Below are 19,241 nucleotides of genomic sequence, written 5' to 3' on the forward strand. Positions count from 1 at the left end.
TGTCAATGACAGCATCTTGCCATCAATTTAGCCTGAGCCGTAACTGCCGTAAAGCTGAAAGCTCCCCTATAGTCGTAAGCGCTCCATGAACCCCACTCAAAGCGCTTACCTGATTCCCGATGCTGTGCTCCCGATTTTCTCTGGAGCCCTCCTGGCATGATGCGACCCGACACCAAGTCGAAAAATTCTATCTGCGTTCCAAGCCAATCAACTATCGAAAATCCATCGATGGGCGTGCTGCCCTGGTCGAGCGGACTTCAAGGTGGCCGTGTCCGACCCGATACTTTTCGTGCTCCTCTACAAGCCGCTCAACCGCGTGAAGATCCTCTATTGGGAACGCAACTGTTTCTCCTCTGACTCAAACGCCGGGAGTCTAAGCGTTTCAAAACCTCACCCGATGCCACTGATAAAAACGCCAGTGACGAGCAGCATTTTACAGACGACAGGCGCAAAGCCTGCCAATCCTGATGCAGTTGAAAAGCTATCTGGACAGGAGCAGTCCCAGTGACCCCGCAAGTATACTGGGCAGAGCATGCAGTATCTGGTCAATAACTGGAGCCGACTGGCGCACTACGTTGAGGCCGGTTTATTGCCGATCGACAACAGCGTCGCCGAACGCTCGATTAAGCCGTTTGCTATCCAATCCCTAGCTTGGCTGTTCAGCGACACACCCAAGCTGCTGCCGTCAGTGTCCAGATCTACAGCCTAGTTGAAACTGCGCTTTATACGCGACTGCGCCACGTATTGGAGCGACTGCCACAAGCATACTGCCGTGGAACCGCCCCTCAGAGATGCCACGGTAACCTTGGCGCCCTCCTTGCGGTAGGTGAGGCTCACGGATCGCATACGTCAAGAGACAATTTGATGCGCCTGCCGACACAACGGTCGAGTCGAGGCACGTATCTAGAGTCATAAAGATAGCATCCGGTTCAATAATGAAAAATGAAAGACGGATCAGGCTTATGCTTACCTTAGCCCTTTAAATTTTACAAAAATCGCGGTAATGTCGAGGGCAAAGGGCCATCACAGATGGGCACATGATTGCCAGAAGGCTTATCAATAATATTTCTATCGATCAAAGGGCGAGCAAGATTACTAGCTCCTACCCAATGACCGAAGCACACAGCTCACGCATACAAGGCAAGGAAAATGAGAAAGGGACGTTACTATCTGGGGCGAGTTATTAAGCTAGGCAACGTTACTCAACAGAGCTTGCAAGCATCGATAATTGATGCTCCGGTAGTTGAAATTGGCAAGTTTGACTGGACCATCACAGATGTGAGAGATGGACGCACTTCCTCCCAACCGTACATTTTCGGAAACCTAACTAAGTACGCCAAAGACGGCAAGGTTACGGTCGTCGATGAAGGGTCAAGGCAACAGGTGAAAGCAAATGCAAGAAACCTTCTAGAAGCTAGCTCACCATTTGTATATCTTCCTGATTTTTCTGGAATAGCTTATCTTCACGTCTGGAACGGTATTCAAGAAGACGTATTCCCTCGACGCTTCCAGTCGGTCATTGAGGCTGCTCACGAAAACTTCTTTGCAAAATGCCATATAGACCCTGTATCAGATTACAAAGCTTTTTATGCCAAATTGAAATCCATTGATACTTTCACAGAGATCTCTGCAAAAGTATTTCCGCCGAACCCTCTATTCGGAAGACTTTGGGGTGAACTGCACGACTACATAAAACACCGCAACGCCTCAGAGGTCTCGATCAAAGAAACGTCTGATAAAAAAGGCGGTCTCGACACCGATATAACGACACACATTGGGCAAATTATAGAAAACCCAGATTATCAACCCGAAGCCATCCCAACCTTAACAGATTCCGCTCTACTTATGGCCGCAGATGGATACGGAGTGGGCAAGGCTGTCGGGCTCGAAAATGGTTACGAGATAGTAATAAAGACGACGGACACACAGAAAAGTTTTCTATTCACTAAAAGCCCCAACCCAGAAGAACTTGCAGCCTTGGCTCACAATGTATTTCAGAAAATCAGCAAAGAACGAGACATGAGGCATTGATGGAAAAATTATACTATATTCTAAAGGTCATTTTAATCAGCGCTGAGGCCGCACTACTCCTTTCCGCAACCTTAATTTTCCTTTTCGCCAAACCATACATAGGACTCGCCACCCAATCATTGAGCATCAATGAAGAGCTTGAAAAGTTTATTATACTTGCACCAATTGGACTCTCAGGCTGGCTCCTAAACGAGTTACGACAGATGGTGTTTGAAGATGAAAAATCAGCAAAACTACTTGTCACTTGGCCAAGTTACTGGAAGCTGAAAGCACATATATCAGTATCCCTCCTATACTGCGGCCTGTTCACCTTATTGGCGATTATTCCATGGCTCACTCAGAAAGGAACAAAGTCGGATCTGGGTTTCACTCTCTTCACTACAGGATTATGTGGCCTGTTAATTGTCGCGAGCAGCGTCTATACAGCTCGCTTTACCATTAAAGAAAAGCTAGCATCTGCAAACTTATAAACGAAAAAGCCCAGTCGTCACCGACTGGGCTTTTTCGTTTCAATAATGGTCGGGACGGAGTGATTCGAACACTCGACCCCTTGCACCCCATGCAAGTGCGCTACCGGGCTGCGCTACGCCCCGACTGGGCTTTGAAGCATGTTCTCAATGCTACCAAGAACGTTGAGGAATGTACCCTAACCTCCTGATAAATGAAAGCTTTTTCTCAAAAAATTTTCCATTCACCAGCAAACCAGCTCACTTCTTCAACACGACCAACACATCCTCCAACTCGACAATCATCTGCCGAATCAGCTGCTTGTACTGGCTCGACTCATCCTTGGCCTCATCACTGGAGAGCCTCAATCGAGCCCCGCCAATGGTGAACCCCTGGTCATAAAGCAGCGCGCGAATCTGGCGAATCATCAGCACATCCTGCCGCTGATAATACCGCCGGTTCCCCCGCCGCTTCACGGGATTGAGCTGATCGAACTCCTGCTCCCAATACCGCAGCACGTGCGGCTTGACCGCACAAAGCTCACTCACCTCACCAATGGTGAAGTACCTTTTGCCCGGTATGGGGGGCAGTTCGTCGTTATGGCTTGGTTCCAGCATAGGCCTCAACCCGGGCCTTCAACTTCTGCCCTGGACGAAAGGTGACGACGCGCCGTGCGGTGATCGGGATTTCTTCCCCTGTCTTGGGGTTGCGGCCCGGCCGCTGGCGTTTGTCGCGAAGGTCGAAGTTGCCGAAACCGGACAGCTTGACCTGCTCGTTCTCTTCAAGTGCGTGCCGAATTTCTTCAAAAAACAGCTCGACCAGCTCCTTGGCCTCACGCTTGTTAAGCCCCAGCTCCTCGTACAGCCTTTCGGCCATCTCAGCTTTCGTCAGAGCACCCATGCCGTTATTTCCTTAACGTGGTGTTCAACCTTTGTTCGAGCGAGGTGAGGATGTTTTGCAGGGTAGTGTTCACCTCATCGTCGTTAAGAGTGCGCGATGGATGCTGCCAGGTCAAGCCGACGGCAAGGCTTTTTCTATCAGGATCAATGCCTTTACCTTGGTAGACATCAAACAGCCTGAGGTCTGTGAGCCATTCGCCTGCATTGTCACGAATTACTTCAAGCACCGAGCTAGAAGCTACATCACGTCCTGCAATCAAAGCCAGGTCGCGGCGGGTTTCCGGGAACTTGGACAGCTCGCTGAATTTCGGCAGGCGGCCTTCGACCACGTCGCCCAGCACCAGCTCGAACAGGAACACCGGGCGGTCCAGGTCCAGGGCTTTTGCCAGCTCTGGGTGGATGGCGCCGAGGTAGCCGACCAGTTTGCCATCACGCTCGATGGCGGCAGTCTGGCCTGGGTGCAAGGCTGGGTGCTTGCCGGCACTGAAGGTGAAGTCGCTCAAGGCGCCGGAGTAGCCCAGCAGGGCTTCCACGTCGGCCTTCACGTCGAAGAAGTCGACGCCGTCGCGGCCGTTGGCCCAGCCTTCTGGCAGGCGGCTGCCGGTGACAACGCCGGCGATCATCGGCTGCTGCTTCAGGTCGCCGAGCTGGCCGACGAAACGCAGGCCGCTTTCGAACAGGCGCACGCGGTCTTGCTGGCGGTTCAGGTTGTGCTGCAGTGCCTTGACCAGGCCCGGCCACAGGGACGCGCGCATGGCGGCCATGTCGCTGGAGATGGGGTTGGCCAGCAGCAGCGGCTCTACGCCCGGGCTGAACAGTTCGAACAGTTTCGGGTCGATGAAGCTGTAGGTGATGGCTTCCTGGTAGCCGCGGGCAACCAGCAGGCGGCGCAGGGTCGGCAGGTCACCGCGGGTTTCCGGCTTGCCCTGGGGGGCCAGGCGGGCTTGCGGGTAGCGAACCGGCAGGTTGTTGTAGCCGTACAGGCGGGCCAGCTCTTCGATCAGGTCCACTTCCAGGCTGATGTCGAAGCGGTGGCTTGGGACGTTGACTGTCCACTGCCCTTCCCCGCTCTTGGTGGTGGTCAGTTCCAGGGCGTTGAGCAGTTGCTCGATCTGGGCTGGGTCCATTTCCATGCCGAGCATCTGGGTGATGCGTTCGGCGCGCAGGGTAACCGGGGCCACTTGCGGCAGGTGCTGTTCGCTGACGGCTTCGACAACCGGGCCGGCTTCGCCGCCGACGATGTCCAGCAGCAGCTGGGTGGCACGCTCCATGGCTTCGCGGGCCAGCTGCGAGTCTACGCCGCGCTCGTAGCGGTGCGAGGCGTCGGTGTGAAGGCCGTAGGAACGGGCTTTACCGGCGACGGAGATTGGCTCGAAGAAGGCGCTTTCGAGGAATAGGTCGCGGGTTTTTTCGGTGTTCACACCGCTGTGCTCGCCACCCATGACGCCGGCGATGGCCAGGGCGCGGGTGTGGTCGGCGATGACCAGAGTGTCGGCGCGCAGGGCAACTTCCTGGCCGTCGAGCAGGACGAGCTTCTCGCCCTCTTCGGCCATGCGTACGCGGATGCCGCCGTTGATTTCTGCCAGGTCGAAGGCGTGCATCGGCTGGCCGAGTTCGAGCATCACGTAGTTGGTGATGTCGACGGCGGCGTCGATGCTGCGCACGTCGCTGCGGCGCAGGCGTTCGACCATCCACAGTGGGGTCGGCTTGCTCAGATCGACGTTGCGGATGACGCGGCCCAGGTAGCGCGGGCAGGCAGCCGGGGCGCTGACTTCGACCGGGCGCACTTCGTCGTGGGCAGCCGGTACGGCTGGCACTACCGGGCGGGTAACCGGGGTGTCGTACAGGGCGCTGACGTCGCGGGCCAGGCCGGCGATGGACAGGCAGTCGCCGCGGTTAGGGGTGAGGCCGATTTCGATGCTGGCGTCGTCCAGGCTCAGGTACTGGCGAATGTCTTCGCCAACCGGGGCGTCAGCCGCCAGTTCCAGCAGGCCGTCGTTCTCTTCGCTGATCTGCAGCTCGGCAGCCGAGCACAGCATGCCGAAGGACTCGACGCCGCGCAGCTTGGCCTTCTTGATCTTGAAGTCGCCTGGCAGTTCGGCGCCGATCATGGCGAACGGGATCTTGATGCCCGGGCGGGCGTTAGGGGCGCCGCACACGACCTGGAAGGTTTCCTGGCCGTTGCTTACCTGGCACACGCGCAGCTTGTCGGCGTCCGGGTGTTGTTCGGTGGCGAGGATTTCGCCCACGACGATGCCGCTGAACTGGCCGGCAGCGGGGGTAACGCTGTCGACTTCGAGGCCGGCCATGGACAGGCGGGCGACCAGTTCGTCACGGGAGACTTGCGGGTTTACCCAACCGCGCAGCCACTGTTCACTGAATTTCATGCTGTTCTCCTAGAATGTGCGTCGATTGGGCCTAGCGGAATTGGGCAAGGAACCGCAGGTCGTTATCGAAGAACAGACGCAAATCGTTGACGCCGTAGCGCAGCATGGCCAGGCGCTCGGCGCCCATGCCGAAGGCGAAGCCCTGGAACTCTTCAGGGTCGATGCCGGACATGCGCAGCACGTTCGGGTGCACCATGCCGCAGCCCATCACTTCCAGCCAGCCGGTCTGCTTGCACACGCGGCAGCCTTTGCCGGAACACATCACGCACTGGATGTCGACTTCGGCGGACGGCTCGGTGAAGGGGAAGAACGATGGGCGGAAACGTACCGCCAGTTCTTTTTCGAAGAACACGCGCAGGAATTCTTCGATGGTGCCCTTGAGGTCGGCGAAGTTGATATCGCGATCGATCAGCAGGCCTTCGACCTGGTGGAACATCGGCGAGTGGGTGATATCCGAGTCGCAGCGGTACACGCGGCCCGGGCAGACAATGCGGATTGGCGGCTGGGTGGACTCCATGGTCCGCACCTGCACCGGCGAGGTGTGGGTACGCAGCAGCATGTTGGCATTGAAGTAGAAGGTGTCGTGCATCGCCCGGGCCGGGTGGTGGCCAGGGATGTTGAGCGCTTCGAAGTTGTGGTAGTCGTCTTCCACCTCTGGGCCTTCGGCAATGCCGTAGCCGATGTGGGTGAAGAACTGCTCGATGCGCTCGAGTGTACGGGTGATCGGGTGCAGGCCACCGGTGGCCTGGCCGCGGCCTGGCAGGGTGACGTCAATGCATTCGGCAGCCAGGCGAGCGCTGAGCTCGGCTTCTTCGAAGGCGGCCTTGCGGGCATTGAGCACAACGGTGACGCGCTCTTTGGCGTCGTTGATCAGCGCGCCGACTTTCGGCCGCTCTTCGGCTGGCAGGTTGCCCAGGGTCTTCATCACCTGGGTCAGCTCGCCTTTCTTGCCGAGATAATTCACCCGGATCTGTTCCAGGGTATTGATGTCTTCAGCGCGCTCCACGGCCTCTAGGGCTTGGGAGACCAACGCATCCAGGTTTTCCATGTACAGACTCCAGATACGAAAATAGGGGAAGAGCTTTGAAGGCTCTTCCCCTATCGATGACGTTCAATGCCCGACGGCGCTAGCGCCGCCGGGTGATTGTCGCGGGTACTTAAGCCAGAACGGCTTTAGCTTTCTCGACAATCGCAGCAAACGCCGCTTTTTCGTTCACTGCCAGATCGGCCAGAACCTTACGGTCGATTTCGATCGAAGCCTTTTTCAGGCCAGCAATCAGACGGCTGTAGGACAGACCGTTGGTGCGGGCACCGGCGTTGATACGAGCGATCCACAGTGCGCGGAACTGACGCTTCTTCTGACGACGGTCACGGTAGGCATATTGACCTGCCTTGATGACAGCCTGCTTGGCAACGCGGAATACGCGCGAGCGTGCACCGTAGTAGCCTTTAGCCAGTTTCAGAATTTTCTTGTGACGCTTACGAGCGATGACGCCACGCTTAACACGAGCCATGAGTAACTTCCTCTATCTAAACCAGAATTAACGTACGCGCAGCATGCGCTCGACTTTTGCCACGTCAGACGGGTGCAGCAGGCTGGCACCGCGCAGTTGACGCTTACGCTTGGTCGACATTTTGGTCAGGATGTGGCTCTTGAAAGCGTGCTTGTGCTTGAAGCCGGAAGCGGTCTTCAGGAAGCGCTTCGCAGCACCGCTCTTGGTTTTCATTTTTGGCATGTTGGAACTCCGCATTCGATAAAATTACACAATAATCATCAGGCCTGCCGTGCCCGGGAGATTACTTCTTCTTTTTGGGGGCGATGACCATCATAAGCTGGCGTCCTTCCATCTTCGGATGCTGCTCAACGGAGCCGTATTCGGCGAGGTCGGCTTCGACCCGCTTCAACAGCTCCATGCCCAGCTCCTGGTGGGCCATCTCACGGCCGCGGAATCTCAGAGAGATCTTGGCCTTGTCCCCATCGGTAAGGAAACGTACCAGGTTGCGTAGTTTTACCTGGTAATCCCCTTCTTCCGTCCCTGGACGAAACTTGATTTCTTTGATCTGGATCTGCTTCTGGTTTTTCTTGGCTTCGTTGGCCTGCTTCTTCTTCTCGAAGAGGTGCTTGCCGTAGTCCATCACCTTGCAGACGGGCGGTTGCGCGTCTGCAGAGATTTCCACCAGATCCAGCTTCGCTTCATCAGCGATACGAAGCGCTTCATCAATCGAGACGATGCCAATCTGCTCGCCGTCAGCGCCAATTAACCGAACCTCGCGTGCCGAGATATTCTCGTTGATCGGGGCTTTCGGTGCAGTTCGTTTATCGTTTCTCATTTCACGCTTAATAGTCATTACTCCGATTCTAGGCGACCGCGCTGGGCGACAGCGCTGTTGAGCAGCTGCGTGAATTCAGCCACCGGCATGGAGCCGAGGTCTTTGCCTTCACGGGTGCGTACGGCGACGGTCTGCGTTTCGACTTCGCGATCCCCTATAACCAAAAGGTACGGGACCTTGAGCAAAGTATGCTCGCGGATTTTAAAGCCGATCTTCTCATTTCTCAAGTCCGACTTGGCACGGAAACCGCTACCGTTCAGGGTATTTTCCACCTCGAGGGCGAAATCGGCCTGCTTGTCGGTGATGTTCATGATCACGGCCTGGGTTGGGGCCAGCCAGGCCGGGAACACGCCGGCGTAGTGCTCGATCAGCATGCCGATGAAGCGCTCGAACGAACCGAGGATGGCGCGGTGCAGCATGACCGGGCGAACTCGGCTGTTATCTTCGGCGATGTAGCTGGCATCCAGGCGTTCTGGCAGGTTCGGGTCGTACTGCAGGGTACCGCACTGCCAGTTACGGCCGAGGCAGTCGCGCAGGGTGAACTCGATCTTCGGGCCGTAGAAGGCGCCCTCGCCCGGCTGGTATTCCCACTCCAGGCCCGATTCGTTCAAGGCGTCGGCCAGTGCGCCTTCGGCACGGTCCCACAGCTCTTCGGAACCCACGCGCTTGGCCGGGCGGGTCGACAGCTTCATGGCGATGTCGGTGAAGCCGAAGTCCTTGTACACGTCCAGGGTCAGCTTGATGAAGTCGGCGGCTTCTTTCTTCACCTGTTCTTCGGTGCAGAAGATGTGCGCGTCGTCCTGCACGAAGCCACGCACGCGCATGATGCCGTGCAGGGCGCCGGACGGCTCGTTACGGTGGCAGGCACCGAACTCGGCCAGGCGCAGCGGCAGGTCGCGGTAGCTCTTCAGGCCCTGGTTGAACACCTGCACGTGGCACGGGCAGTTCATCGGCTTGACCGCGTAGTCACGGCTTTCCGACGAAGTGGTGAACATGTTCTCGGCGTAGTTGGACCAGTGGCCGGAACGCTCCCAGAGAATGCGGTCGACAACCTGCGGGGTCTTGATTTCCTGGTAGCCGTTGACGCGCTGGACCTGGCGCATGTACTGCTCGAGTACCTGGTACACGGTCCAGCCGTTGGCGTGCCAGAACACCATGCCCGGGGCTTCTTCCTGCAGGTGGAACAGGTCGAGCTGCTTGCCGATCTTGCGGTGGTCGCGTTTTTCGGCTTCTTCGATGCGCTGGATGTACGCAGCCAGCTGCTTCTTGTCGGCCCAGGCGGTGCCGTACACGCGTTGCAGCTGCTCGTTCTTGGCATCGCCGCGCCAGTAGGCGCCGGACAGCTTGGTCAGCTTGAATGCCTTGAGGAAGCGGGTGTTCGGCACGTGCGGGCCGCGGCACATGTCGACGTATTCTTCGTGGTAGTACAGGCCCATGGCCTGCTCGTCCGGCATGTCTTCGACCAGGCGCAGCTTGTAGTCTTCGCCACGGGCCTTGAACACGTCGATGACTTCGGCGCGCGGGGTCACCTTCTTGATGACGTCGTAGTCCTTGTCGATCAGCTCCATCATGCGCTTTTCGATGGCGGCCATGTCTTCAGGGGTGAAGGGGCGCTCGTAGGCGATGTCGTAGTAGAAGCCTTCGTCGATGACCGGGCCGATCACCATCTTGGCGGTCGGATACAGCTGTTTCACCGCGTGGCCGACCAGGTGGGCGCACGAGTGACGGATGATCTCCAGTCCCTCTTCATCTTTAGGGGTGATGATCTGCAGGGTGGCGTCGTTGCTGATCAGGTCGCAGGCATCGACCAGTTTGCCGTCGACCTTGCCGGCCACGGTGGCCTTGGCCAGGCCGGCGCCGATGGAAGCGGCGACTTCGGCTACGGATACGGCATGATCGAACGAACGTTGACTGCCATCGGGAAGAGTAATAACGGGCATGGCGCCTCCTCTCCTAGTGGTGACCCCTACCAAAGGTCACGTGGGTTGGGATGAGCCAGTACAAGATCCGACCTGCCTTCCCGCAACGGGAAGCCTGCCTCACAGTGGCAGAAGCCTTTCGGCTTGCCAGGGACGAACCAGAGTGACTGGAAAGAAAAAAGATAGCTGCAGGCTGCAAGTTGTCAGCTGCAAGCCGGGCATGCTAGCACGCGGGTTGCATGCCAGGCAGAAATATTTGGAAATTACGCCGCAGCGGTGAACTAACGCGGAAAAATTCCTATCAGACCTTGGGAAGCAACCTACTCTTGATGAGACCTTAACCCAAGGAGTAACTGGTTATGCGAGTTCCGTCTCTTCTGGCCCTGGCGGCCGCTGGGGCCCTGCTGCTGCCCATGGCTGCGAACGCCGGCAACTTCCCGGCCGGGAAGGAAGCCGCCTACATGAGCCAGTGCACACAAGTGGCACAAGGCCAAGGCGTTGACGCTGCGACCGCGAAAAAACACTGCGACTGTGGCGCGCAAACCATCAAAAAGAATTTCACCGACGCGGAGATTGCCGACCTCGACAGCAACGATGGCGTGGACGCCAAGCTGATGCAGAAGGCCCAGACGGTCGTGAAACAGGCCTGCGCACCGAAGAGCTGAAACCTTAAAGCCGGAGCAGACCAGCGATTCTTTGAGCTGGATCAATATCCTGCGAAGGTAAAAGGCGCTAGATGCGCAGAATTAGACTATGATGTGTCCCGTGCTCCGTAGCCTCGGCCGCATTGCACCACTGAAAAAACTAAATGTTCTGGAGATTCACCCATGTCCAATCGCCAACAAGGCACCGTCAAATGGTTCAATGATGAGAAAGGCTACGGCTTCATCACCCCAGCAGGCGGCGGCGACGACCTGTTCGTTCACTTCAAGGCCATCGAATCTGACGGCTTCAAGAGCCTGAAAGAAGGCCAGACTGTTTCCTTCGTCGCCGAGCGCGGCCAGAAGGGCATGCAGGCTGCACAGGTTCGTCCGGAGTAATTCGGATAGCTGTAAAAAAACCCGCCCTTGTGGCGGGTTTTTTTATGGCATCTGTTGCCTTTACCGGCCTCATCGCCGGCAAGCCAGCTCCCACAGGTCCAGCACAGGCCTCACCAGCGGCGTCGCACCTGTGGGAGCTGGCTTGCCAGCGATGAGGCCAGTAAGGTCAACCGCAATTGACGCGAACCACCTTGCCCTGCTCGTCCACGTTCAGGTTCAAGCGCTCGGAGCGGTACTCAAGGGTAACCACGTCGTGCGGCTTGAGAATGCGGGCCATCTGCGAGCCACTGGCCTTGCGCGCCTGCTCCAGCAGCTCGGCGCTGGCGGGCTTGCCAATGGCGAAATCGGCGCCGCTAGCTTCGCAGCGGCCATCGTTGCCTGCCGGCGTGGCTGGCGCAGCGCCACCAGCAGAATTGCCACCAGTGCTGCAACCAGCCAGGACAGCAGCCACCGCCAGGGTTGCCAGGTAAGCACGGGTACGGAACATGAAGCCTCCTAAATCGGTCCGGGAACTGTCTGATCCGACAGCTCCGCTCATCTTTTGTTGCAAAACCGGTCAAGTCTGCCTGAACTCGCCAGCCGAGGCGAAAACGCAATCGTGACCGGATTTTGCACAACCCGCTGCGTTTGCCATATGCTTAAGCCGCAAGGTCACTGACGCAAAGTCATGATTTAGTGCAAGAAGTGGAGCGCACCCCGCCTCCATCGAACACCAGGGTCAGGTGTTCGCCCCTTCGTCCCGGGCCCCAAGCGAGAGCCTTTCATGAGCAGCCACAGCATCGAAGCCGATATCAAGGTCAAATGGGCCGAAGGCCAGAGCGCGTACAGCCCTGGCACGCCGGAGGAGTTGCTGCTGATTGCCATCGACCTGCTGGTGCGCGATCGCGGCGCCGAGGCGGCACGCAGCTTCTTCGACCAGGTGTTCGAGCGCTACGCGCCGCACACGGCTATTCCAATCGCGCCAAACGGGCGCTGAGCAGGTCGAACAGGCCCTGGGCATCGCCCTCCTCCACCCACATCACGTTGGCTGGCTGCTTTAGCACGCCGTACCAGTCGGCAAGGGTCTGGCCGAAGCTGGGGCCTTCGCGGCTGTCGATGCTCATATGGATGCGCCGGCCGCTGAACAGCTCGGGCTTGAGCAGGTAGGCGATGACGCTGGCGTCGTGCACCGGGCCGCCGGGCATGCCGTACAGGTCCATGTCGTGGGTGATGTAGGCGTTGAGGATATCCACCACCCGTTTGCTGGCCTGGTTGTTCACCGCCGCCAGTTGCTTGAGGCGGGCGTCGCTGGTCAGCAGTTTGTGGGTGACGTCCAGCGGCAGGTAGGTCAGTTGCACGCCGCTGGCCAGCACCACTTCGGCGGCATGTGGGTCGGCATAGAGGTTGAATTCCGCCGCCGGGGTGATGTTGCCGCCGTTGAAATGGGCACCGCCCATGACCACCACTTGCTTGATGCCTTTGGCGATGTCCGGGCGCTGGATCAGCGCCAGGGCCAGGTTGGTTTGTGGGCCGAGCATGGCGATGGTGATGCTGTGGGGCTTGGCGGCGCCCAGAGTGTCGACCAGGTATTGCACGGCATTGCCCTGGGCCAGCGGCGCTTTCGGTTCGTGGACCTGGATGCCGGTAAGGCCTTCTTCGCCGTGCACGTCGGCGGCGTAGATCGGCTTGCGCACCAGCGGGCGAGCGGCGCCGGCATACACCGGGATGTCTTCGCGGCCGGCCCATTCGCGGGCCAGGCGGGCGTTGCGCGAGGTTTTTTCCAGGCGCACGTTGCCGGCCACGGTGGTGATGGCGCGGATGTTGAGCTCGTCGGGCGAGGCCATGGCCAGGAACAGCGCGACCACGTCGTCGGCGCCGGGGTCGGTGTCGATGATCAGGTCGATGGGGGCGGCCTGGAGGGTGGTGGCTGCGGCCATGAGGGCGATTCCTTGTAGCAGGGGTTTGAGCATGGGTGGCACTCCTGTTGCCTGGGTGGTGGTTTCTGGGGCCGCTTTGCGGCCCAATCGCCGGCAAGCCAGCTCCCACAGGTACTGCATCGGCCTCAAGCATTGCGCAGTACCTGTGGGAGCTGGCTTGCCGGCGATTCGGGGGCGCAGCCCCCACCTTCAGAAAGTCACGCCGGAAATCAGCGCGATGTTGCTGTAGGGCTGGCACTCGCCGGTGCGCACTACCGCACGGGCACTGCGTGACAACTCCTTGAAATCTTCATGGCTCAGCCATTCGCGCTTGCCCAGCTTGCCCTTCAGCCGCTCGATCTCGACCAGCGCCGGTGGCACTACTTTCTGCATCTCTTCGGCCAGCACGTGGCGCTCTACCTGCAATTCGCTCAGCACAACCCGCAACACGCTGGCGAAATCCGGCAGGCCGGGCATGACGGCCAAGTCGATCAGTTCGACACCCGGCGGCACCGGCAGCCCGGCATCGCCGATCACCAGGATGTCGCCATGCCCCATGCCGGCAATGGTCCGCGACAGGGCAACGTTCAGCAGCGGGGTCTTCTTCATGGCGCAAGCTCCACCAGGTAGGGAATCGACGGCTGGGCACCGGCGCGGGTAACCGACAGGGCCGCGGCGCGCTGGCCGAAGGCGATGGCTTCGCCCTCCTCCAGGCCGCGCACCAGGCCAGCGGCAAAGCCGCCGATGAAGGTATCGCCGGCTGCCGTGGTGTCCAGCGGCTGCACCACCGGCGCGGGGAAGTGCTGATGGCCCTGACGAGTGACCAGCAAGGCCCCTTGCGCGCCCAGGGTAATGATCACTTTGCCCGCGCCCAGTTGCAGCAAGCGCTCGCCGGCGCGCCGGGCACTGTCCAGATCAGCCACCGCCACGCCGGTCAGGGCTTCGGCCTCGCTTTCGTTGGGCGTCAGGTAGTCGATGTGGGCGAACCAGTCCGCCGGCAAGGGGCCGGTCGCCGGCGCCGGGTTCAGGATCACCCGCTTGCCCAGTTCATGCCCCCTGGCCAGGGTCCAGGCCACGGTGTCGACCGGTACTTCCAGCTGGCAGATGATCACCTCGGCCGCCTGCAGCAGCGCATCGAACCGCTGCACCGACTGCGGCGTCAGCAGGCCGTTGCCACCGGGGATGATGACGATGCAGTTCTGGCTGGCGGCATCCACGGTGATCAGCGCCACACCGCTGGACACGCCCTGGCAGGTGCTGACGCCCTGGCAGTCGATGCCTTCCACATACAAGGCCCGGTGCAGTTGCCGGCCATAATCATCGTCGCCGACGTTGCCGATCATCGCCACGCTGCCGCCCAAGCGCGCCACGGCCACCGCCTGGTTGGCCCCCTTGCCGCCCGGCACGGTGAAAAAGCTTTCGCCGGGGAGTGTTTCGCCGGCCCGGGGCAGGCGCTGGGCGCGGGCCACCAGGTCCATGTTGAGGCTACCGACTACCACGACCTTGGCACTCATGACATTTCCTTAGCGTTAGCGGTAATCGTTGAACAGGTCCGGGCGCGGCCCGGTGGACTCGCGCAGCACGATGCGCGGGGCGACGATGCGTTGCTCCGCCGCGCCCTGCCGGGGTGTGCCGATACGCGCCAGCAACAGCGACGCGGCGCTCTCGCCCAACTCGCGGATCGACTGGCCCACCGTGGTCAACGGCGGGTACACATAGCGGCTGAGTTCGATGTCATCGAAGCCGATCACCGACAGCTCGCCGGGTACGTTGATATTGCGTTCGGCCGCGGCACGCAGCACGCCGAAGCCGATCATGTCGTTGCCGGCGAAGATCGCCGTGGGCCGCTTGCCCTCCAGCAACCGGGTTGCCACCGCATGGCCACCCGGGCTGGTGAAGTCGCAGTGCAGCACGCGGTCGCCCAGCACCGCTGCACCGGCCTCGGCCATGGCGCGACGGAAGCCGCTCAGGCGCAGCTGGGTGACCCCGGTCTCGGCAGGGCCGCCGATGTAGGCGATGTCGCGGTGGCCAAGCTCCAACAGGTGGCGGGTGGCCAGGTAGGCGCCCTGCTCGTGGTCGATGCGCACCAGGTCGGCATCGACGCCATCCAGTTCGCGGTCGACGATCACCATTGGCGTGCGCACGCCAGTCAGGCTTTGCAGCAGGTCGCTGTCCTGGCCTACCGAAGCCACCACCAGGCCGTCGATGCGCTTTTCCAGCAGTACACGCAGATAGCTGCGCTGCTTTTGCGGGTTGTCGTCGGAGTTGCACAGGATCACGCAGTAGCCGTTGCGTTCGCAGGCGTCTTCGATGCCCCGCGCCAGTTCGGCGAAGTACGGGTTGACGCTGTTGGGCACCAGCAAGCCGATGGTGGCCGTGCTGCGTGCTTTCAGCGAGCGGGCCACGGCGCTGGGCACGTAGTCGAGTTCGGCGATGGCGGCTTCGACTTTCAGCCGTACCTGCTCGCTGACCGGCCGGGTCTTGTTCAGCACATGGGACACGGTGGTGTAGGAAATGCCCGCCAGTGCCGCGACGTCTTTGATGGTTGCCATGTTTTCAGTTCCGCCGGCCTGCACGCCGGCTACGGTAAGTGTCGAGCACCACGGCGATGACGATCACCGCCCCGGTGATAATGCGTTTGGTCGGCTCGCTGGCACCGATCTGCGCCAGCCCTGCGGCCAGCACCGAAATGATCAGTACGCCAAAGAAGGTGCTGATGACCGAGCCACGCCCGCCCATCAGGCTGGTGCCGCCAATCACCACGGCGGCGATCACCTGCAGCTCCAGGCCGGAGCCGGCATTGGGGTCGGCGGCTTCCAGCCGCGAGATCTGGAACAGCGCAGCCAGGCCGGCAAGCAAGCCCATCAGGGCGAACACCAGCACCTTGTACGGGCGCGGGTCGATGCCGGCCAGGCGCACAGCCTCTTCGTTGGTGCCGATGCCGATCAGGTAGCGGCCGAACACCGTGCGGGTCAGCACCAACTGGGCCAGCACGATCACCAGCAAGGCGATGATGAACGCCGGCGAGATGCCGAATGCGATGGGGTTGGAGAACCAGGCATAGGCATCGCCGATATAGGCGGTGCGCGAGTCGGTGAACTGGTAGGCCAGGCCGCGGGCCATTTCCAGCACCCCGAGCGAAACGATGAACGACGGAATGCGCCAGGCCACAGTGACGCCGCCGGTGATGCTGCCGGCCAGCGCGGCCACGGCCATGCCCAGCAGGGCCGAAGGCAGCACGCCCCAACCCCAGCCGAGGATCGCCACGCTGACCGTCGAGGCCGCCAGCGCCAGCACCGAGCCCACCGACAGGTCGATGCCGCCGATGATCAGCACGAAGGTCATGCCCACCGCCAGCACCATCAGGTCGGGGATCTGGTTGGCCAGGGTACTGAAGGTGTTGTACGACCAGAAGTGGCTGCTGAGGAACGAGAACAGCACGATCATCGCCAGCAAGGCGCCGGCCAGGCCCAGGTAGGTACCCAGGCCAAGATAGGTGCCACTGGGGCGCACCGGTGCGGCGCCTTGGCTGTCGAGCGGGGTGGTTTTCATGCATCCATCCTGGGAGCTGCGTCATGCAGCAGTGCGTCACGTTTCTGATAACCGGCAAAGGCCGCGGCCAGCAGCTGGTCCTGGCTCCAATGGTCACGCTCGAAGGTGTCGATCAGGCGACCGGCCGACAGCACGGCGATGCGGTCGCAGATCAGCATCAGCTCGCGCAGGTCGCTGGACACCACCACCAGGGCCTTGCCCTGGCGCGCCAGCTCGGCCAGCAGGCCATAGATGTCGAACTTGGCGCCGACGTCGATGCCACGGGTGGGCTCGTCGAACAGCAGCACCTGGCAATCGCGCTCCAGCCAGCGGCCGATCACCACCTTCTGCTGGTTGCCGCCAGACAGCTCGCCCACCACCTGCTGCGGGCCGGCACTGCGAATGCGCATGGCCTGGATCTGGCGCTCGGCCAAGGCCGCTTCGGCTTCGCCATCGAGCACCCCGGCCCGTGATACCGCGCCGAGGTTGCCCAGGGCGATATTGGCGCTGATCGACTGCGTCAGCAGCAGGCCCTCGCCTTTGCGGTCTTCGGTGATCAGCGCGATACCGGCCTGCACGGCAGCCTTGGGCGAGTCGATGGTGACCACCTGCGGTGGCTGGCCGAGGGCAATGCTGCCGCTGTCGGCACGGTCGGCGCCGTAGATCAGGCGCAACAGCTCGGTACGGCCGGCACCGATCAGGCCGGAGATACCGAAGATCTCCCCTGCCCTGACCTCGAACGACACTTCACGCACCTTGTCGGCACGGCTGAGCTTGTCGACCTTGAGCAGCGGCGCGCCGATCTGCCGCCTGCCCAGGTCGATATGCTCGCCCAGCTCGCGGCCGACCATCAGGTTGACCAGTTCGGCGCTGCTGTAGCGCTGTATCGGCTCGTCGCACACCAGTTTGCCGTCGCGCAGCACGACGATGCGCTGGGCCACGCGCTGCAGTTCTTCCAGGCGATGGGAGATGTAGACGATGGCCACGCCACGTTGGCGCAGGCGCTCGATCTGGGTGAACAGCAGCTCCACCTCGCGCGCGGTGAGCATGGCGGTGGGCTCGTCGAAGATCAGCACATGACAATCGCCGATCAGGTTGCGGGCGATTTCGACCATCTGCTGGTGGCCGATGCCCAGCTCGCCGACCGGGGTGTCCGGGTCGATGGCGTCGAGGCCGACCTGGGCCATGGCGGCCGTGGCCAGTTGGCGCAGGCGCTTTTGGCTGATCCAGCCAAAGCGGCCGGGCAGGTTGTCGAGGAACAGGTTTTCCGCCACGGTCAGCGTGGGCAGCAGGTTCAGCTCCTGCATGACCATGCGCACGCCGAGGCGCTCGGCCTCGCTGCGGCTGCCAGGCGCGTAGGCCTGGCCGCGGTAGTGCATGTGCCCGGTGGTGGGCGTTTCCAGGCCACTGATGAGCTTGGACAGGGTGCTCTTGCCGGCGCCGTTCTCACCGGTCAGCGCCAGCACTTCGCCGGCCCGCAGGTTCAGGCTGACCTCGCCGAGCACGGGCTGGGCGTAGGTCTTGCCCAGGCCGCTGGCGGCGAGCACCACTTCATTGGCCGATGCAGGCATGGCCGTTTCTCCTGCCAGCGATCAGGGCTTGGTGATGAGTTGGACCGGGGTCTGGATGACGTTGTCGGCATCCACGTCAGGCTTCTCGCCCTTGACCATTTTCAGCGCCGCCTGGATGCCATACACCGCCTGCTGGCTGGCCGCCTGGTCGAGGGTGGCGAGCACGCGGCCATCGGCGAGCATCGGCTTGATGGCGTTGATGTTGTCGTAGCCCACCACTTGCACCTGGCCGGCTTTGCCAGCAGCACGCACGGCCGACACGGCGCCCAGGGCCATGCTGTCGTTACCGGCCAGCAAGGCTTTCAGGTCGGGGTATTCGTTGAGCATGGAGGCGGCGACGGCGTTGCCTTTGTCGATTTCCCAATTGCCGCTCTGCACCGAGACAATCTTGATCTGCGCGGCCTCCATGGCGTCCTTGAAGCCGGCGGTACGCTGCTGGGCGTTGGTGGTGGTCGGCACGCCTTCGATGATGCCGACCTGGTCGCCGGCCTTGAGCTTCTCGTTGGCCAGGTAGTCGCCAACCAGGCGCGCGCCCTTGCGGTTGTCGGGGCCCACGAAGGGCACGCTGATGCCTTTGCTCTTGAGCAGTTCAGGGTCCAGGCGGTTGTCGATGTTGATCACCACCACGCCCTGGTCCATGGCCTTCTTCACCGCCGATACCAGCGCCTTGGAGTCGGCCGGGGCAATGACCAGAGCCTTGGCGCCCGCGTTGACCATCTGCTCGACGATGCGGATCTGCTCGCCGGTGTCGGTCTCGTTCTTGATGCCGTTGGCGATCAGCTCGAATTCATCGGCATGGGCTTTCTGGTAGTCCTTGGCGCCGTCTTCCATGGTGCGGAAGAACTCGTTGGCCAGCGACTTCATGACCAGGGCGACCTTGGGCTTGTCTTCGGCGTGGGCGGCCGAGAACGGCAGGGCCAGGGACAGCGAGGAAATGACCGCGAGGGCCAGCAGACGACCGGGGAACGGCAGTTTCATGGACGATGACTCCGGATCTTGTGTTTTTTGTCGGATCGCAAACGTTTGCGTTGCCTAACTATGGAAACAGGACCGGGGTTTGTCAAATCCGTTTGGCTGTGGAAGGTCAAGTCGAGCCTGGGGCAGTTTATCCGGATTTTTTCCGAAAAGCCGAACGTCCTTTCCTACGTTTGTTCGGAATCTCGAATGGAACGCACCTTCATGTAGGAGCG

General features: G+C 60.7%; 21 protein-coding genes, 1 tRNA gene and 1 pseudogene. 6 read left to right on the forward strand and 17 right to left on the reverse strand.

Translation table 11 applies throughout. The annotated features are described in order from the left end of the window. Positions 1 to 408: 408 nt before the first annotated feature. The 3 genes and pseudogenes from CAG22_RS28750 to CAG22_RS14830 form a co-directional block, all read left to right on the forward strand. A pseudogene (locus tag CAG22_RS28750) lies at positions 409 to 803 on the forward strand (transposase); the annotation flags it as partial. Positions 804 to 1,149: 346 nt separating this feature from the next. Further along, positions 1,150 to 2,031, forward strand: a complete 882-nt coding sequence (locus tag CAG22_RS27765; protein ID WP_139833466.1) for a hypothetical protein — start codon at positions 1,150 to 1,152, stop codon at positions 2,029 to 2,031. Then, the gene (locus CAG22_RS14830; protein ID WP_085705684.1) at positions 2,031 to 2,501 is read left to right on the forward strand and encodes a hypothetical protein; all 471 of its coding nucleotides are present in this window, start codon (positions 2,031 to 2,033) and stop codon (positions 2,499 to 2,501) included. Before CAG22_RS27765 ends, CAG22_RS14830 begins: the two co-directional genes overlap by 1 nt. Before the next feature lie 46 nt (positions 2,502 to 2,547). On the opposite strand, the gene CAG22_RS14835 is transcribed toward CAG22_RS14830, so the two are convergent. From CAG22_RS14835 to thrS, 9 genes are all read right to left on the reverse strand, one after another. Next, positions 2,548 to 2,624, reverse strand: a tRNA-Pro gene (locus CAG22_RS14835). Positions 2,625 to 2,738: 114 nt separating this feature from the next. Next, positions 2,739 to 3,095, reverse strand: coding sequence for a MerR family transcriptional regulator (locus CAG22_RS14840; RefSeq protein WP_003250681.1), 357 nt, complete (start codon positions 3,093 to 3,095; stop codon positions 2,739 to 2,741). Further along, positions 3,076 to 3,378: an integration host factor subunit alpha gene (gene ihfA / locus CAG22_RS14845; protein ID WP_003250679.1), complete on the reverse strand. Its 303-nt coding sequence runs from the start codon at positions 3,376 to 3,378 to the stop codon at positions 3,076 to 3,078. Before ihfA ends, CAG22_RS14840 begins: the two co-directional genes overlap by 20 nt. Positions 3,379 to 3,382: 4 nt before the next feature. Further along, a complete protein-coding gene (gene pheT, locus CAG22_RS14850) occupies positions 3,383 to 5,764 on the reverse strand; it encodes a phenylalanine--tRNA ligase subunit beta (RefSeq protein WP_085705685.1) in 2,382 nt (793 codons plus the stop codon). A gap of 31 nt (positions 5,765 to 5,795) precedes the next feature. Beyond that, positions 5,796 to 6,812 (reverse strand): phenylalanine--tRNA ligase subunit alpha, encoded by a 1,017-nt coding sequence (gene pheS / locus CAG22_RS14855; protein WP_013972006.1) that lies wholly within the window; start codon positions 6,810 to 6,812, stop codon positions 5,796 to 5,798. Between the two features lie 109 nt (positions 6,813 to 6,921). Next, entirely contained in the window at positions 6,922 to 7,278 is a 357-nt protein-coding gene (gene rplT, locus CAG22_RS14860; protein ID WP_003250671.1) for a 50S ribosomal protein L20, read from the reverse strand. Positions 7,279 to 7,305: 27 nt separating this feature from the next. Beyond that, positions 7,306 to 7,500: a 50S ribosomal protein L35 gene (gene rpmI / locus CAG22_RS14865; RefSeq protein WP_003250667.1), complete on the reverse strand. Its 195-nt coding sequence runs from the start codon at positions 7,498 to 7,500 to the stop codon at positions 7,306 to 7,308. A gap of 61 nt (positions 7,501 to 7,561) precedes the next feature. Further along, entirely contained in the window at positions 7,562 to 8,113 is a 552-nt protein-coding gene (gene infC, locus CAG22_RS14870; protein ID WP_013972005.1) for a translation initiation factor IF-3, read from the reverse strand. Further along, positions 8,113 to 10,035, reverse strand: a complete 1,923-nt coding sequence (gene thrS, locus CAG22_RS14875) for a threonine--tRNA ligase (RefSeq protein WP_013972004.1) — start codon at positions 10,033 to 10,035, stop codon at positions 8,113 to 8,115. Before thrS ends, infC begins: the two co-directional genes overlap by 1 nt. A gap of 338 nt (positions 10,036 to 10,373) precedes the next feature. Between thrS and CAG22_RS14885 the strand changes: the two genes are divergently transcribed. Both CAG22_RS14885 and CAG22_RS14890 read left to right on the forward strand, forming a co-directional pair. Continuing rightward, positions 10,374 to 10,679 carry a hypothetical protein gene (locus CAG22_RS14885; protein WP_025338540.1) on the forward strand — a complete coding sequence of 102 codons (306 nt, stop codon included), beginning with the start codon at positions 10,374 to 10,376 and terminating at the stop codon, positions 10,677 to 10,679. Between the two features lie 162 nt (positions 10,680 to 10,841). Then, the gene (locus CAG22_RS14890; RefSeq protein WP_003250656.1) at positions 10,842 to 11,054 is read left to right on the forward strand and encodes a cold-shock protein; all 213 of its coding nucleotides are present in this window, start codon (positions 10,842 to 10,844) and stop codon (positions 11,052 to 11,054) included. Between the two features lie 166 nt (positions 11,055 to 11,220). On the opposite strand, the gene CAG22_RS14895 is transcribed toward CAG22_RS14890, so the two are convergent. After that, positions 11,221 to 11,541, reverse strand: coding sequence for an I78 family peptidase inhibitor (locus tag CAG22_RS14895; protein ID WP_003260961.1), 321 nt, complete (start codon positions 11,539 to 11,541; stop codon positions 11,221 to 11,223). A gap of 276 nt (positions 11,542 to 11,817) precedes the next feature. Here CAG22_RS14895 and CAG22_RS14900 point away from each other — a divergent pair, with 276 nt between their 5' ends. Beyond that, positions 11,818 to 12,030: a hypothetical protein gene (locus CAG22_RS14900; RefSeq protein WP_003260960.1), complete on the forward strand. Its 213-nt coding sequence runs from the start codon at positions 11,818 to 11,820 to the stop codon at positions 12,028 to 12,030. Here the strand turns inward: CAG22_RS14900 and CAG22_RS14905 are convergent. From CAG22_RS14905 to CAG22_RS14935, 7 genes are all read right to left on the reverse strand, one after another. Then, complete coding sequence (locus tag CAG22_RS14905) at positions 12,002 to 13,003, reverse strand: nucleoside hydrolase (RefSeq protein ID WP_085592297.1); 1,002 nt, start codon at positions 13,001 to 13,003, stop codon at positions 12,002 to 12,004. The genes CAG22_RS14900 and CAG22_RS14905 overlap by 29 nt on opposite strands. A gap of 156 nt (positions 13,004 to 13,159) precedes the next feature. Then, positions 13,160 to 13,558, reverse strand: coding sequence for a D-ribose pyranase (gene rbsD / locus CAG22_RS14910; protein WP_085705686.1), 399 nt, complete (start codon positions 13,556 to 13,558; stop codon positions 13,160 to 13,162). Next, complete coding sequence (gene rbsK / locus CAG22_RS14915) at positions 13,555 to 14,463, reverse strand: ribokinase (protein WP_085705687.1); 909 nt, start codon at positions 14,461 to 14,463, stop codon at positions 13,555 to 13,557. Before rbsK ends, rbsD begins: the two co-directional genes overlap by 4 nt. A 15-nt stretch (positions 14,464 to 14,478) precedes the next feature. Next, a complete protein-coding gene (locus CAG22_RS14920) occupies positions 14,479 to 15,501 on the reverse strand; it encodes a LacI family DNA-binding transcriptional regulator (protein WP_075044736.1) in 1,023 nt (340 codons plus the stop codon). Between the two features lie 4 nt (positions 15,502 to 15,505). Further along, positions 15,506 to 16,501 (reverse strand): ABC transporter permease, encoded by a 996-nt coding sequence (locus CAG22_RS14925; protein ID WP_085705688.1) that lies wholly within the window; start codon positions 16,499 to 16,501, stop codon positions 15,506 to 15,508. After that, complete coding sequence (locus tag CAG22_RS14930; protein ID WP_025338535.1) at positions 16,498 to 18,051, reverse strand: sugar ABC transporter ATP-binding protein; 1,554 nt, start codon at positions 18,049 to 18,051, stop codon at positions 16,498 to 16,500. The genes CAG22_RS14925 and CAG22_RS14930 overlap by 4 nt, the downstream gene beginning before the upstream one ends. Before the next feature lie 21 nt (positions 18,052 to 18,072). After that, positions 18,073 to 19,029 carry a sugar ABC transporter substrate-binding protein gene (locus CAG22_RS14935; RefSeq protein ID WP_085592289.1) on the reverse strand — a complete coding sequence of 319 codons (957 nt, stop codon included), beginning with the start codon at positions 19,027 to 19,029 and terminating at the stop codon, positions 18,073 to 18,075. Positions 19,030 to 19,241: the final 212 nt, after the last annotated feature.

The organism is Pseudomonas sp. B8(2017) (genome assembly GCF_002113575.1).
Taxonomy (GTDB): domain Bacteria; phylum Pseudomonadota; class Gammaproteobacteria; order Pseudomonadales; family Pseudomonadaceae; genus Aquipseudomonas; species Aquipseudomonas putida_Z.